The 13,865-nt window shown below is 71.8% G+C and carries 17 protein-coding genes and 1 pseudogene; 14 read left to right on the top strand and 4 right to left on the bottom strand.

Annotation, left to right across the window (positions count from 1 at the left end):
- Positions 1 to 16: 16 nt before the first annotated feature.
- The 4 genes and pseudogenes from ACFQS7_RS26130 to ACFQS7_RS26115 form a co-directional block, all read right to left on the bottom strand.
- Positions 17 to 928 carry a methyltransferase domain-containing protein gene (locus ACFQS7_RS26130; RefSeq protein WP_380070083.1) on the bottom strand — a complete coding sequence of 304 codons (912 nt, stop codon included), beginning with the start codon at positions 926 to 928 and terminating at the stop codon, positions 17 to 19.
- A 34-nt stretch (positions 929 to 962) separates the two neighbouring features.
- Complete coding sequence (locus tag ACFQS7_RS26125) at positions 963 to 1,538, bottom strand: hypothetical protein (protein ID WP_380070082.1); 576 nt, start codon at positions 1,536 to 1,538, stop codon at positions 963 to 965.
- On the bottom strand, positions 1,538 to 2,224 hold the full coding sequence (locus ACFQS7_RS26120) for a YjbE family putative metal transport protein (RefSeq protein WP_380070081.1): 687 nt from the start codon (positions 2,222 to 2,224) through the stop codon (positions 1,538 to 1,540). Before ACFQS7_RS26120 ends, ACFQS7_RS26125 begins: the two co-directional genes overlap by 1 nt.
- Before the next feature lie 363 nt (positions 2,225 to 2,587).
- Positions 2,588 to 3,190 (bottom strand): annotated as a pseudogene (locus ACFQS7_RS26115) (TerC family protein); the annotation flags it as partial.
- Positions 3,191 to 3,401: 211 nt separating this feature from the next.
- On the opposite strand from ACFQS7_RS26115, the gene purB reads away from it, so the two are divergent.
- From purB to ACFQS7_RS26045, 14 genes are all read left to right on the top strand, one after another.
- On the top strand, positions 3,402 to 4,739 hold the full coding sequence (purB, locus tag ACFQS7_RS26110) for an adenylosuccinate lyase (protein ID WP_380070080.1): 1,338 nt from the start codon (positions 3,402 to 3,404) through the stop codon (positions 4,737 to 4,739).
- A gap of 87 nt (positions 4,740 to 4,826) precedes the next feature.
- Positions 4,827 to 5,117: a hypothetical protein gene (locus tag ACFQS7_RS26105; protein ID WP_380070079.1), complete on the top strand. Its 291-nt coding sequence runs from the start codon at positions 4,827 to 4,829 to the stop codon at positions 5,115 to 5,117.
- 34 nt (positions 5,118 to 5,151) lie between these two features.
- Positions 5,152 to 5,898 (top strand): NRDE family protein, encoded by a 747-nt coding sequence (locus ACFQS7_RS26100; protein ID WP_380070078.1) that lies wholly within the window; start codon positions 5,152 to 5,154, stop codon positions 5,896 to 5,898.
- 302 nt (positions 5,899 to 6,200) lie between these two features.
- Positions 6,201 to 6,461 (top strand): hypothetical protein, encoded by a 261-nt coding sequence (locus ACFQS7_RS26095; protein WP_380070077.1) that lies wholly within the window; start codon positions 6,201 to 6,203, stop codon positions 6,459 to 6,461.
- 131 nt (positions 6,462 to 6,592) lie between these two features.
- Complete coding sequence (gene purC / locus ACFQS7_RS26090) at positions 6,593 to 7,357, top strand: phosphoribosylaminoimidazolesuccinocarboxamide synthase (protein ID WP_380070076.1); 765 nt, start codon at positions 6,593 to 6,595, stop codon at positions 7,355 to 7,357.
- Between the two features lie 9 nt (positions 7,358 to 7,366).
- Positions 7,367 to 7,552: a hypothetical protein gene (locus tag ACFQS7_RS26085; protein WP_380070075.1), complete on the top strand. Its 186-nt coding sequence runs from the start codon at positions 7,367 to 7,369 to the stop codon at positions 7,550 to 7,552.
- Positions 7,549 to 7,788, top strand: coding sequence for a phosphoribosylformylglycinamidine synthase subunit PurS (gene purS / locus ACFQS7_RS26080; RefSeq protein ID WP_380070074.1), 240 nt, complete (start codon positions 7,549 to 7,551; stop codon positions 7,786 to 7,788). The genes ACFQS7_RS26085 and purS overlap by 4 nt, the downstream gene beginning before the upstream one ends.
- A gap of 4 nt (positions 7,789 to 7,792) precedes the next feature.
- On the top strand, positions 7,793 to 8,026 hold the full coding sequence (locus ACFQS7_RS26075; protein WP_380070073.1) for a hypothetical protein: 234 nt from the start codon (positions 7,793 to 7,795) through the stop codon (positions 8,024 to 8,026).
- 7 nt (positions 8,027 to 8,033) lie between these two features.
- Entirely contained in the window at positions 8,034 to 8,732 is a 699-nt protein-coding gene (purQ, locus tag ACFQS7_RS26070; protein WP_380070072.1) for a phosphoribosylformylglycinamidine synthase subunit PurQ, read from the top strand.
- 76 nt (positions 8,733 to 8,808) lie between these two features.
- Positions 8,809 to 11,031 carry a phosphoribosylformylglycinamidine synthase subunit PurL gene (purL, locus tag ACFQS7_RS26065; protein ID WP_380070071.1) on the top strand — a complete coding sequence of 741 codons (2,223 nt, stop codon included), beginning with the start codon at positions 8,809 to 8,811 and terminating at the stop codon, positions 11,029 to 11,031.
- Between the two features lie 4 nt (positions 11,032 to 11,035).
- Positions 11,036 to 11,269 (top strand): BolA family protein, encoded by a 234-nt coding sequence (locus ACFQS7_RS26060; RefSeq protein WP_380070070.1) that lies wholly within the window; start codon positions 11,036 to 11,038, stop codon positions 11,267 to 11,269.
- 69 nt (positions 11,270 to 11,338) lie between these two features.
- A complete protein-coding gene (gene grxD / locus ACFQS7_RS26055) occupies positions 11,339 to 11,677 on the top strand; it encodes a Grx4 family monothiol glutaredoxin (protein WP_380070069.1) in 339 nt (112 codons plus the stop codon).
- A gap of 104 nt (positions 11,678 to 11,781) precedes the next feature.
- Positions 11,782 to 12,768, top strand: a complete 987-nt coding sequence (locus tag ACFQS7_RS26050) for an aldo/keto reductase (RefSeq protein WP_380070068.1) — start codon at positions 11,782 to 11,784, stop codon at positions 12,766 to 12,768.
- Between the two features lie 108 nt (positions 12,769 to 12,876).
- A complete protein-coding gene (locus ACFQS7_RS26045; protein ID WP_380070067.1) occupies positions 12,877 to 13,851 on the top strand; it encodes a glycosyltransferase family 2 protein in 975 nt (324 codons plus the stop codon).
- The last annotated feature ends 14 nt before the right edge of the window (positions 13,852 to 13,865 follow it).

The following is a 13,865-nucleotide window of genomic DNA, read 5'->3' as shown; positions in this document are numbered from 1 at the left end:
GCTTGGGGGTTGCGTCTCAGCGGGCCGGTCCGCGCCCGGTCGGCTCCCCGGCGGCGCGCTCCTCGACACCCAGCGCATCCGCCAGCCGCACCGTGGCACTCCCCGGCCGGGCCGGCTTGCTCTGGCTCTCATGCGGCGACCAACCGGTCATCACCAGCAGCCGCAGGCTGGCAGGGAAGCCCTCGGCATCGACCGGCAGCCGGCTGGCCGCCGACGGCAGCAGCGCCCGCGGCGGCGTGCGCGGGTCACGCGCTCGCACCGCATTGCCCTCGCCCGCCGCGCGCAGGTCCTCGAACAGCGCCAGCGGGGTGCGGTAGCGGATCGGCAGCGCCTCCCCATCCGCCACCGGCAGGGCAAACCCGGCCCGCTGCAGCAGCCCGGCCAGGTCGCGCAGTTCCGGGAAGGGCGAGACCCGGGGCGAGATCCCGCCGCGCAGCTCGGTCTCGGCCTCGGCCAAGGCCTCGCGCAGTTCCTGCAGCGTGCCGAGGCCGGGCAGCGCGGCAAGGAACAGCCCGTCCGGGCTGAGCGCCCGGCGGATCTGCACCAGCGCCCCGGGCAGGTCGTTCACCCAGTGCAGCGACAGGTTCGCCACCACCAGGTCGAAGCTGCCCGCGGCAAAGGGCAGCCATTCCTCGTCGCCGGCGACCGCCAGCCCGCCTGCCCCGGCCGCCATCCGAGCCGAGAGGTCGAGCGAGACGACGAAAGGGATGCCGCGCGCCCGCAACAGCGGCGCCACCACGCCGCGGCCGCCGATCTCGAGCGCCCGGGAGAAGCGCCGCGTGGTGTCGTCCAGCCGGTCGAGCAGCCGCTCGGCGGCGGCCTCCAGCACCGGCGCCACGCGGGTCACGGTGGCGGCGGCGCGGTCGCGGCGGAGCCGCACCAGGCGGCGGTCGAAGACCCGCATCGGGTCGTGCTCGGGAAGGGTCATGCCGCACCGCAGGTAGGGCGCCACAGCGCTGATGTCACGGTGCCTGCAAGGCTGCCAGGATCGCCGTGGCGAAGGCGCGCGGATCGGCCGGGGCCGGCTCGCGCTGCGGCATGGTCACCCGCAGCCGCAGCAGCCCGCCGCCGACACCGCCGGCGCAGAGCAGACCCTCTACCCTTTCCCGGCCATACAGCCCGCTGGTTTCGGCGCAGGCCAGGCGCGGCTCGGTTGCCAGCGGCAATGTCAGCCGGGCGACTTCCCGCTGCTGGCGGTGGCCTGGGGCGCGCAGCGCCTCATCAAGCAGGCCGGCCAGCGCCATGGCGGCGGCCGGCGATGCGGCGCCCGGCGGCACCGGTCCTTCGGCCAGGCGGTAGAGCTCGAGGATGGCTCCCGCGGCGACGCGGCCGCGGGTGGCATAGGCGACCTCCCGCCCTTGTTCCCGCTGTGGCAGCGGCAAGGTCGCACCGCGCTGGAAACCGGCGGCGCTCGCGGGCAGCCGCGCCGCGAGGTCGGCCGGAGTGACCGGCGCCGTCGCCGCCGTCTCGGGCGCCGCGCAGGCGGCCAGGGCGAGCGCGCCGGCAAGGCTGGCGGCGCGCAGCACCCCGCGCCGCATCAGCCCGGCAGGCCCACCAGGGCGGTGGCCGGCACAGCCGCTACGAGGGCCGGGCGCTGCTGCAGCGCGGCGTGCTCGCCGCCGAAACGCTGCATCAGGTGATGCCCGTCCTCCCAGACCATCTTCAGGCCGATATAGATGATCAGCGCGACGCCGATATAGGCGATCCAGCGGTAGCGCTCAAGCAGCTTGGAGATCAGCGTCGCGGCCACGCCCATCAGCAGGATCGAGATGATCAGGCCGACGATCAGCATCGGCATGTTGCCAGCCGCCGCGCCGGCTACCGCCAGGACGTTGTCGAGGCTCATCGAGACATCGGCGATGACGATCTGGCGCAGCGCCGTCGCCATCGTCTTGACCTCATGGTGGCTGTGGTCTCCCGACTCGTCCTCCTTGTCCTCGGCCCGCAGTTCCTTGAAGAAGCCGTAACCGATCCAAAGCAGCAACAGGCCGCCGACCAGCATGAGGCCAGGGATCGCCAGCAACTGCACCGCGGCGATGCTGAGCACGATGCGCAGGACCACGGCCAGCACCATGCCGAACATGATCGCCTTCGGCCGCTGGTTGGCCGGCAGGCCGGCGGCGGCGAGGGCGATGAGCACCGCATTGTCGCCGGAGAGAATGATGTTCACGCCGAGGATCTGGGTCAGCGTGAGCCAATCCCACTCGGCCAACATCGAGGTCATGTCCATACGGTAGCGTCTCCGGCCGGAAGAAAGTTGCGCGAAATGGCCGGAATCCCGGCGGCCGGCAAGCTAAGGGAGGCGCGGCGGCCTGTGAAGCCGCCGGGCACCCACCCTGCGTGTCGTCGCCCGGTGCGCTTGGGAAGGCTACTCGGCGGGCTTCAGCCGGGGCTCCACCTCCTGCTGCTGCGGCGGGGCGTGGGTTTCGGTGCCGCTAAGGCGGCGGACAGCACCGACGGTCAACGCCGCCAACGCCGCGATCACCACCACCTGGCCGAGCGTCGCCGCGGCCCAGATCCAGGCCGGGAACACCTGCGGCAGCGCCAGGTAGCCCAGCGGCAGCATCAGGTAGGCATAGGCGCCCGGCACCTTGTCGGCGACCTGGTGTGTCCCCTGCCAGACCATGTCGGCGGCGACATAGAGAATGACCAGCAGGCCGACCCAGGCGATCCAGCGATGCTTGTTGAGCAGGTTGGCGATCAGCGTCGCCGCCACGCCCATCAGCACCACGGAGATCGCCAGCCCCGCCACCAGCACCCAGGTATGGTCCTTGGCCGCGCCGGCGACGGCCAGGACGTTATCCAGGCTCATCGAGATGTCGGCCACCAGGATCTGGGTGATGGCCTGCGGCAGGGTCTTGCGCGGCGCCGTGGCCTGGGCGGCGGCAAGTTCAGCCTCCGATTCGTTGCCATGGCCACCGTCGCGCAGTTCCCGGTACATCTTCCAGCAGACCCACAGCAGCAGCACGCCGCCGGCCAGGGTGATGCCTACGATCGCCAGCAATTGGGCGGTCACCGCGGCGAAGCCGATGCGCATGATGGTGGCGGCGATGATGCCCCAGAAGATCGCCTTGCGGCGCTGGTCGGCCGGCAGGCCAGCCGCAGCCATGCCGACCACGATGGCGTTGTCGCCGGCAAGGACGAGGTCGATGAACAGAACCTGGGTGAGCGGCAAGAGCCAGTCGGGCATATCGGGTGGAATTCCTGCACCGGCTAACCGGGGTTGGATGATGCCCCGCACATAAATAATAGGCAATCTATTTGCAACCCCGCAGCCGGAGTCCGCCCTGCCCTCGCCGGCGCCTCTTGCCAAGGATCGGGCCGGTGGTTCAAACCGCGCGGCTGCCCGACACATCGCCGCCGCGCGCCGCAGCGTGGCCGCCCGAACGCCCGAGGCCCGGATGGTCCCCCGCTACACCCGCCCGCAGATGGCCGCGATCTGGTCCCCCGAGGAACGCTTCCGGATCTGGTTCGAGATCGAGGCCCTGGCCGCCGAGGCAATGGCCGAATCCGGCGCCATCCCGGCCGAGGCAGCCAGGGTGATCCGGGAGAAGGGCACCCCGCGCGCGGCCTCCATCGGCGCCGCCGAGGTCGAGGCGATCGACGCGATCGAGCGGGTCACCCGGCACGACGTCATCGCCTTCCTGACCTGGATGCAGGAAGGCATCGGCCCCGAGGCCCGCTTCATGCACCAGGGGCTGACCAGTTCCGACGTGCTCGATACCAGCTTCGCGGTGCAGCTGACCCGCGCCGCCGACCTGCTGATCGCCGATGTCGATGCGCTGCTGGCCGCCCTGAAGGGCCGCGCCGAGGAACACAAGTACACGCCCACCATCGGCCGCAGCCACGGCATCCATGCCGAGCCGACCACCTTCGGCCTGAAGCTGGCCGGCCACTACGCCGAATTCGCCCGCAACCGCGCCCGCCTGGTCGCTGCCCGGGCCGAGATCGCCACCTGCGCCCTCAGCGGCCCGGTCGGCACCTTCGCGAGCGTCGACCCGCGGGTGGAGGAATTCGTCGCGGCCAGGCTCGGGCTCGCGGTCGAGCCGGTCTCCACCCAGGTCATTCCGCGCGACCGCCATGCCGCCTTCTTCGCGGCACTCGCGGTGGTCGCCGCCGGGATCGAGCGGCTGGCGACCGAGGTGCGGCACCTGCAGCGGTCCGAGGTGCGCGAGGCTGAGGAGTATTTCCACGCCGGCCAGAAGGGCTCCTCGGCCATGCCGCACAAGCGCAACCCGGTGCTGTCGGAGAACCTGACCGGCCTGGCCCGGCTGGTGCGCAGCCATGTCGTCCCGGCGCTGGAGAACGTCACCCTCTGGCACGAGCGCGACATCAGCCATTCCAGCGTCGAGCGGGTGATCGCCCCGGATGCCTGCATCGGGCTCGACTTCGCGCTGTCGCGCCTGACCGGGATGATGGAGAAGCTGACCGTCTACCCCGAGCGCATGGCCGAGAACCTGGAGAGCCTCGGCGGCGTGGTGCACAGCCAGAAGGTGCTGCTGGCGCTGACCCAGGCCGGGCTGAGCCGCGAGGCGAGTTATGCGGCGGTGCAGCAGGCGGCGATGGCGACCTGGACGAAGCTGGGCAAGGACGATGCCCGCAGCTTCGCGGAGAACCTGCTGGCCAACCCGGAGGTGGCGGGGGTGCTCGACGCCGCGGCGCTGGCCAAGGCGATGGACCCGCAGCGCGACTTCCGCCATGTCGACACGATCTTCGCCCGGGTCTTCGCAGCGGCGTGATGCGGCTGCCCAGGGCGGGCCGTCCCGCCGCCGCGTTTCCGCCCCATGCCATGCCTATATCGGGCATCGACAAGGAGGTCTGGTGCGATGCGCCGCCTGAAGATGCTGTTCCTCGCCGCCGCGGCCGGGCTCGGCGCCCTGGCCTGGGCCATGCCGGCCGAGGCGCATGGCCATTGGTACGGGCCGGGGCCGGGTTTCTACCGCCCGCCGCCGCCACGCTACTGGCGGCCGCCGCCCCCGCCGCCGGTGTACTACCGGCCGCCGCCGCCCGCCTATTACGGCCCGCCCCCGGGCCATTACGGCCGGCCGCCAGGTTATTTCCCGCCGCCACCGCCGCGCTACTACGCGCCGCCGCCGCCTCCCTACTATTACCGCTGACCGCGGCCGGGGCCCCCGCTGAGGCCCCCTGCTGATGTGCACCGTTATCCTGCTGCACCGGCCGGGCCATGCCTGGCCGGTCCTGGTCGCCGCCAACCGCGACGAGATGCTCGACCGCACCTGGGACCCGCCTGGCCGCTGGTGGCCGGACTTCCCCGAGGTCACCGGCGGGCGCGACCGGCTCAGCGGCGGCACCTGGATGGCGGTCAACCGGGCCGGCGTCGTGGCCGCGGTGCTGAACCGGCCGGGCAGCCTCGGCCCGGCGCCGGGCAAGCGGAGCCGCGGCGAGCTCCCTCTGCTGGCGCTGCGCGAAACCACCGCCGCCGCCGCCGCTGCGGCCATCGCCGCCTTGCCCGCGGTTGAATGGCGATCCTTCAACATGGCCGTCGCCGACCGTCATGGCGGGATCTTCCTGCGCGCCGAGGGCCATGGCCGGCCGCAGGTGCTGCCGCTGCCGCCCGGCCTGTCGATGATCACCGCGCATGACCCGAACGACCTCGCCAGCCCCCGCACCGCCCGGCACTTGCCGCGCTTCCGCGCCGCGCCGGTGCCGGACCCCGGCACCGCGGACTGGCGCAGCTGGGAGGCACTGCTGGCCGACGACAGCATCGCCGAAAGCCGCGCCGACGCCTTGCGGGTGCCGCCGACCGATGGGTTCGGCACGGTCTGCGCAAGCCTGCTGGCGATCGCCGCCGACGGCGCCCTGGGCTGGCGCTTCGCCGCGGGTGCGGCCGGCGCGGCGGAATTCCGCCCGGTCGGGACCGGAGCATCGCCGGCATGAGCACGCGACGGCAGGCCCTGCTGGTCCTGGCGGGACTGCTGGTGCCGGGAACGGCATCGGCTGCACCGCCCCCCGAGCCGCCAACCCAGCCGAAGCTGCCCGCCAAGACGGCGCCCGGTCGGACGCCCGGCAAACCGCCGGGCCCGAAGCCTCGCGCCATGCCGGCGAAGCCTGGGCCCAAGCCGGCCCGCCCGGCCTCCACACGGGCCAGGCCGGCCCCGGCCGGCACGACGGAAGGCAGCGCGGAGGCCGGGCCGCAGCCCCGGCGCCCAGCCATCCGGGCCGGCGACGACAGCCCTGCCTTGCGTCCGCTGGACCGGGACCTGGTCCGCACCTGGTTGGCGGCCAATCCGGACTGGCGCCCGCCCGGCGCCGCGCTGACGCTGGCGGTGGGCAGGCCGCTGCCGCCCGGCGTGCCACACCAGCCGCTGCCGCCCGGGCTGGCGGTGCTGCTGCCCTATTTTCCCGGCTACCGCTATGCGGCGGCAGGGCCCGACCTAGTGCTTTACGCCACGGCGACCGGGCTGATCGCCAGCCTGCTGCCGGGCGCCCTGGCGCGATAAGGCGGCGCGCTCCCCCACCCGTGGCGGTAGGGCGTCCCGCTTGCTATAGGGACGCTGCCGGCGCGCCCGGCCCGCCGGGGCGCCAGGCGCCGGGCCCGAGCCGCGCGGCAGCAGGAAGGACCGATCAGACCATGGCGCGACGCCGGCAGCTCTACGAGGGCAAGGCCAAGATCCTGTTCGAGGGGCCGGAGCCGGGCACCCTGGTGCAGTACTTCAAGGACGACGCCACGGCGTTCAATTCCGAGAAGAAGGGCACCATCACCGGCAAGGGCGTGCTCAACAACCGCATCAGCGAGTACCTGATGATGCGGCTGATGGATATCGGCGTGCCGACCCACTTCATCCGCCGGCTGAACATGCGGGAACAGCTGATCCGCGAGGTGGAGATCATCCCGCTCGAGGTCGTGGTGCGCAACGTCGCCGCCGGCAGCCTCTCGACCCGGCTCGGCATCGCCGAGGGCACCAGGCTGCCGCGCTCGATCATCGAGTACTACTACAAGAACGCGGCGCTGAAGAACCCGATGGTGTGCGAGGAGCACATCACCGCCTTCGGCTGGGCCGCGACGCAGGACCTCGACGACGTCGTCGCGCTGACCCTGCGGATCAACGATTTCCTCACCGGCCTCTTCCTCGGCGTCGGCATCTCCCTGGTCGATTTCAAGATCGAATTCGGGCGCCTCTATGAGAACGAGGAGATGCGGATCGTCCTGGCCGACGAGGTCAGCCCGGACAATTGCCGGCTCTGGGACAGCAAGACCGGCGAGAAGATGGACAAGGACCGCTTCCGCCGCGACCTCGGCAAGGTCGAGGAAGGCTACCAGGAAGTCGCCCGCCGGCTCGGCATCCTGCCGGAAGCCGGGGTCCGGGACCTCAAGGGTCCCGAGATGATGCAATAGGGGGCGGCGATGCTGGCGCGTTTCCTCGAAGCGGTGGTGGTGCTCTGTGCCGTCATCGGCTTCTACGCCCTGTTGTCCCTGCTGGGGCTCTTCCCGGCGACGATCTGGCCGCTGATCTTCGCGGTGATCGGCAGCTATGGCTGCTACCTGTATGGCCGCTACGGGCGGCGTCTGCTGGGCGGTGACGTGACATGAAGGTACTGGTGACGGTGATGCCGAAGGCGGGCGTGCTCGACCCGCAGGGCAAGGCGATCGGGCATGCGCTGGCCGGGCTCGGCTTCGAGGGCGTCGGCGAGGTGCGGGCGGGCAAGGTGATCGAGCTGGAGCTCGCCGAAACCGACGCCGCCGCGGCCAAGCAGGCGGCCGAGGCGATGGCCGCCAAGCTGCTGGCCAATACGGTGATCGAGAGCTTCCGCGTCGAGATCGCCTGACCGCATGGTCAAGCTCTCCCTCCTCGTCCTGCTGGTGCTGACGGTGCTGATCGCCTTCGGACTGCGCTGGCGGGAGGACCGGCTGGCGGCGGTGAAGGCGGTGCCGAAGCGGCGCGCCGGCTGGCTGGACCAGCAGAAGCACAAGCTGAACCGCTGGATGACGGCGGCGACCTTGGCGACCTTGGTGACGATGCTGGTGCTCGGCGGCCTGCACTGGCTGCGGGTATTGCAGGGGTGATGGTGTGATGCGCGCAGGAATCGTCCTTTTTCCCGGCACCAACCGCGAGCGGGACATGGCGCTCGCCCTGCAGCGGGTGACCGGCCGCAGGCCGGCGATGCTCTGGCACCGCGACACCGCGTTGCCGGCGGGCACCGACCTGGTGGTGCTGCCGGGCGGCTTCTCCTACGGCGACTACCTCCGCTGCGGCGCCATGGCGGCGCAGAGCCCGATCATGCGGGCCATCCAGGACTTCGCCGGGAAGGGCGGGCATGTGCTGGGGGTCTGCAACGGCTTCCAGATGCTGGCCGAGGCCGGGCTGCTGCCGGGCGCGCTGCTGCGCAACGCCACGCTGCGCTTCCTGTCGATGGACTGCCACATGCGGGTGGAACGCGCCGACACGCCCTATACCAACCGCTTCCGGCGCGGCCAGGTCTTCCGCTCGACCATGGCGCATGGCGACGGCAACTACTTCGCCGACGCGTCGACGCTCGATCGCCTGGAGGGCGAGGGGCTGGTGGCGCTGCGCTACGCGACGCCGTCGGGCGAGGTGACCGCGGCCGCCAATCGCAACGGCAGCGCCCGGAACATCGCTGGGATCCTCTCGCCCAACCTGCGGGTGCTCGGCCTGATGCCGCATCCGGAGAACCAGGTGGACCCGGAGATCGACGGCACCGACGGGCTGCCGCTGTTCGAGAGCCTGGCGGCGGCGCTGGCCGCGGCGTGACCCCGCGGCGCCCCGCCGCGCCGCTTCCCCTTCGCCATTCGCCCCGTCTTCGGGCGCGCTTTCCGGGCCCCCTCGCATGACCCAGACCCCTGCCCTCCTCGCGCCCGAACGGGCCCGCCAGCTCGCCGCCGAATACGGGCTGAAGCCCGACGAATACGACCGCGTCCTGGCGATCCTCGGCCGCGACCCGTCGCCCTGCGAGCTCGGCATCTTCTCGGTGATGTGGTCGGAGCACTGCTCCTACAAGTCCAGCCGGGTCTGGCTGAAGGAGCTGCCGACCAAGGCCCCCTGGGTGATCCAGGGTCCGGGCGAGAATGCCGGCGTCATCGATATCGGCGACGGCCTGGCCGCGGTCTTCAAGATGGAGAGCCACAACCACCCCTCCTTCATCGAGCCCTACCAGGGCGCGGCGACCGGGGTCGGCGGCATCCTGCGCGACGTCTTCACCATGGGCGCGCGGCCGATCGCCAACCTCAACGCGTTGCGCTTCGGCATGCCGGATGCGCCGCGGATGAAGGCGGTGATCGACGGCGTGGTGCGCGGCATCGGCGGCTACGGCAATTGCGTCGGCGTGCCGACCGTGGGCGGCGAGGTCAATTTCCATCCGCGCTACAACGGCAACCCGCTGGTCAATGCGATGACCGTCGGCATCGCCCGGGCCGACCGGATCTTCACGGCGGCGGCCAGCGGCACCGGCAACCCGGTGGTCTATGTCGGGTCGAAGACCGGCCGCGACGGCATCCACGGCGCCACCATGGCCAGCACCGAATTCACCGCGGACAGTGAGGAGAAGCGCCCCACCGTCCAGATCGGCGACCCCTTCACCGAGAAGCTGCTGATCGAGGCCTGCCTGGAGCTGATGGCGACCGACGCCATCGTCGCCATCCAGGACATGGGCGCCGCCGGGCTCACCAGCAGCAGCGTCGAGATGGCCGGCAAGGGCGGCATGGGGATCGAGCTCGAGTTGGACCGCGTGCCCCAGCGCGAGACCGGGATGACCGCCTACGAGATGATGCTCTCCGAGAGCCAGGAGCGCATGCTGATGATCCTGAAGCCGGGCCGGGAGGCCGTGGCCGAGGCGATCTTCACCAAATGGGAGCTGGACTTCGCCGTCATCGGCCACCTGACCAACACCGGCCGGATCGTGCTGAAGCACAGGGGCCAGCTGGAGGCGGATATCGAGCTCGCCCCGCTGGAATCGGAAGCCCCGCTCTACCGCCGGCCGACCGCCGAGACGCCGAAGCTGCCGGTGCTGGAGGCCGCCGCGGTCGCCGACCCGGTCGGCCCGGCGGCGGCGCTGCTGACCCTGGTCGGCAGCCTCGACCTCTGCTCCCGCCGCTGGATCTGGGACCAGTATGACAGCATGGTCGGCGGCCAGACCGCGAAGCGCCCCGGCGCGGCGGACGCCGCCATCGTCCGGATCGAGGACAGCCGCCGCGCCCTGGCGATGACCACCGACTGCACCCCGCGCTACTGCCTGGCCGACCCCGAGGCGGGCGGCGCCCAGGCGGTGGCCGAGGCCTGGCGCAACATCACCGCCACGGGCGGCCTGCCGCTGGCGATCACCGACAACATGAATTTCGGCAATCCCGAGAAGCCCGAGATCATGGGCCAGTTCGCCGCCGCCGTCCGCGGCATGGCGGCGGCCTGCATCGCGCTCGACTTCCCGGTCGTGAGCGGCAATGTCTCGCTCTACAACGAGACCGAGGGGCGCGGCATCCTGCCGACCCCGGCGATCGGCGGCGTCGGCGTGCTCGAGGACGTCTCCCAGGCGGTTGGCCTGGCGCTGAGGCACGGCCTCGACCTGGTGCTGGTCGGGGAGACGCGGGGCTGGCTCGGCCAGTCGCTCTGGCTGCGCGAGGTCGCCGGCCGGGAGGAAGGCGCGCCGCCGCCGGTCGACCTGGCCGCCGAGCGCCGCAACGGCGACGCGGTGCGCGGCTGGATCCGCCAGGGGCTGGTCGACGCCTGCCACGACCTCTCGGATGGCGGGCTGCTGGTGGCGGTGGCCGAGATGGCCATGGCCGGCGGCACCGGCGCGACCCTTGCGGCTGGCCCGGACGGCCTGCCGGGGCATGGCTGGTGGTTCGGCGAGGACCAGGGCCGCTACCTGCTGGCGGTGCCGGACGGTGCCGCGCTGCTGGCGGCCGCCGCGGCGGCCGGGGTGCCGGCCGCGCATATCGGCCATAGCGGGGGGGAGGGCTTGGTTCTGCCCGATGGCCAGTCCATATCCGTCGCGAGCTTGGTGGAGGCGCATGAGCGCACTCTGCCGGCACTGATGCGCGAAGCTGGGGGAGCGTAAACGGATGGCGATGCAGCCGGCGGAAATCGAGGCCTTGATCAAGGCAGCCTTGCCTGACGCCCAGATCACGATCGAGGACCTGGCCGGCGACGGCGACCATTACGCCGCGACCGTCGTCTCCGACGCCTTCAAGGGAAAAAGCCGGGTGCAGCAGCACCAGTTGGTCTATGCCGCGCTGCGCGGCCGGATGGGGGGCGAGCTGCACGCCCTTGCGCTGCAGACCTCGGCACCGGGCTGACCGGCAGCAACGGATGAATGGGACGGCCGCCGCGGACCGGCGGCGCAACCTGCGGAAAGGAAGCCACAGATGACCAACCCGACCTTCGAGCGCATCGAGAGCGACATCAAGGCGAACCCCGTGGTGCTCTACATGAAGGGCACGCCGGTCTTCCCGCAATGCGGCTTCTCCGCCCGCGTGGTGCAGATCCTGTCGCACCTGGGGGTGCCCTTCAAGGGCGTGAATGTCCTGGAGGACGCCGAGATCCGCGAGGGGATCAAGGCCTACACCAACTGGCCGACCATCCCGCAGCTCTATGTCGGCGGCGAGTTCGTCGGCGGCTGCGACATCATCATGGAGATGTTCCAGGCCGGCGAGCTGTCCAGCCTGATGAAGGAGAAGGGCATCCCGGTTTCGGCCGAGGCCTGATCCCGGGCGCATCCGCCCGGGCCATGGGCCCGGGCGGGACATCTCGACGCGCCGTGCCACCCTGCTAGGCTTCGCCCAAGCGAAGCACGAAGGGGGGAAGCCGCATGGCCGATTTGCCGCACCGCAGCCTGGGCCGGACCGGCCTTTCGGTCTCCGCCATCGGGCTCGGCTGCATGTCGCTCTCCGGCGTCTATGGGGAGGCGGACGACGCCGCCTCGGCCGACCTCATCCGCGCCGCGATCGACCGCGGCATAGACCATTTCGACAGCTCCGACATGTATGGCTGGGGCCATAACGAGGAGGTCCTCGGCCGTGCCCTGGTGGGGCGGCGGGACCGCGTGGTGCTGGCGACGAAGTTCGGCCAGACCCAGAATCCCGGCGGCCCGAACGGCGTCAACGGCTCGGCCGGCTATGTCCAGCAGGCCTGCGAGGCCTCGCTCCGGCGGCTCGGCGTCGAGGTGATCGATCTCTACTACCAGCACCGCGTCGACCCCAACGTGCCGATCGAGGAGACGGTGGGCGCGATGAAGCGGCTGGTGGAGCAGGGCAAGGTCCGCTTCCTCGGCCTGTCCGAGGCCCGGCCGGACACGATCCGCCGGGCGCATGCCATCCACCCCATCGCCTGCGTGCAGACCGAGTATTCCCTGCTGTACCGCGAGGAGGCGGAGGAGACCCGCGCCACCACCACGGCGCTCGGCATCGGCTTCGTCGCCTATAGCCCGCTCGGACGCGGCTTCCTGACCGGGGCGATCCAGGAATTCGCCCAGGTGGACGGCCGGCGGGCGGCGCATCCGCGGTTCCAGGAGGCGAATTTCGCCGCCAACCGCGCCCTGGTGGCGAAGGTGGAGGCGATCGCGGCGGAGAAGGGCTGCACCCCGGCGCAACTGACCCTGGCCTGGCTGCTGGCGCAGGGCGAGGACGTGGTCGCCATCCCCGGCACCCGGTACCTGCCGCGGATCGAGGAGAACCTCGGCGCGCTGCGTGTGACGCTCTCGCCCGACGATGTCGCCCGCATCGCCGCCGCCGTTCCCGCCGGCGCCGCCGCCGGCACCCGCTACCCGCCCGGCGCGATGAAATCGGTCTATGCCTGACCCGGAACAGTAGATGCGGGCGCGGGGGAATACCTTCCCGCGCTCTTTTGTTTGCCGTTCGCCCGCGTGTGACGTCGGGGATGAGGCCGCCTGTGCCACCCCTCCCGCATGCCGCGCGAACCTGCCACCCCCGCCCCCGCCGTCTCCATCCTGACGCCAGCCTACGACGTCGCCCGCTTCGTCGGCGCGGCGGTCGACAGCGTGCTGACGCAGGGCTTCCGCGACTGGGAGATGATCGTCGTCGACGACGGCTCCCGCGACGGCACCGCGGACGTGGTGGCGGCCCGCAAGGATCCCCGCATCCGGCTGATCACCCAGCAGAATGCCGGCGTCTCCGCCGCCCGCAGCCGGGCCATGGCGGAGGCCCGCGGCGATGCGATCCTGTTCCTCGATGCCGATGACTGGCTGGCGCCGGACGCGCTGCCCCGCCTGCTGGCGGCGCTGGCGACGGCGCCGGCAGCGGTCGGCGCCTATGGCGGCTATGCGGTGGTGGCGGAGGATGCCCGCCCCGGCGATCCGCCGCTGCGCCGCAAGTCCGGCCCCTTCCCCGCCGGCGACCTGCTGGAGATGCTGCTGGTCGAGAACCTCTTCGCCAATGGCGGCCACCTGCTGCTGCGGCGGGACGCGGTGCGCCAGGCCGGCCCCTTCCTGCCGCAGCTGCGCTACGGAGAGGATTGGGAATACTGGATCCGCCTGTCGCTGCAGGGCCCCTGGACGGTGGCGCCGGGGGCCGCGCCGATCCTGTTCCTGCGGCAGCGTTCGGGCAGCGCCTATCACCGCATGGCGCGCGACCCGGCCGCCTTCGCCCCGGCAATGCTGGCGATCTGGGGCAACCCGGCGCTGGAGGCGCGGCTGGGCCGGCCGCGCTTCCTGGCGATCCAGCGGCGGGCCGAGGCGGAGAATGCCTGGATCGTCGGGCGGGAGCTGATCCGGCACGGCCAGCGGGCAGCGGGGCTGGAACGGCTGCGCGCTTCGGTCGCCCAGGCGCCGACGCCGAAGCGGGCGCTGCTGCTGGCCGCGGCGCATGCCATGCCGGTGCTGCCGCGGCGGCTGCACGGGCCGTTCGTGGCCTATCCTGGGTAGCGCAACGCAAAACG

It is taken from the genome of Dankookia sp. GCM10030260 (genome assembly GCF_042666655.1).
Taxonomy (GTDB): domain Bacteria; phylum Pseudomonadota; class Alphaproteobacteria; order Acetobacterales; family Acetobacteraceae; genus Paracraurococcus.
The sequence above is the reverse complement of the archived record's forward strand: the minus strand, read 5'-3'. Positions and strand labels throughout refer to the sequence as shown.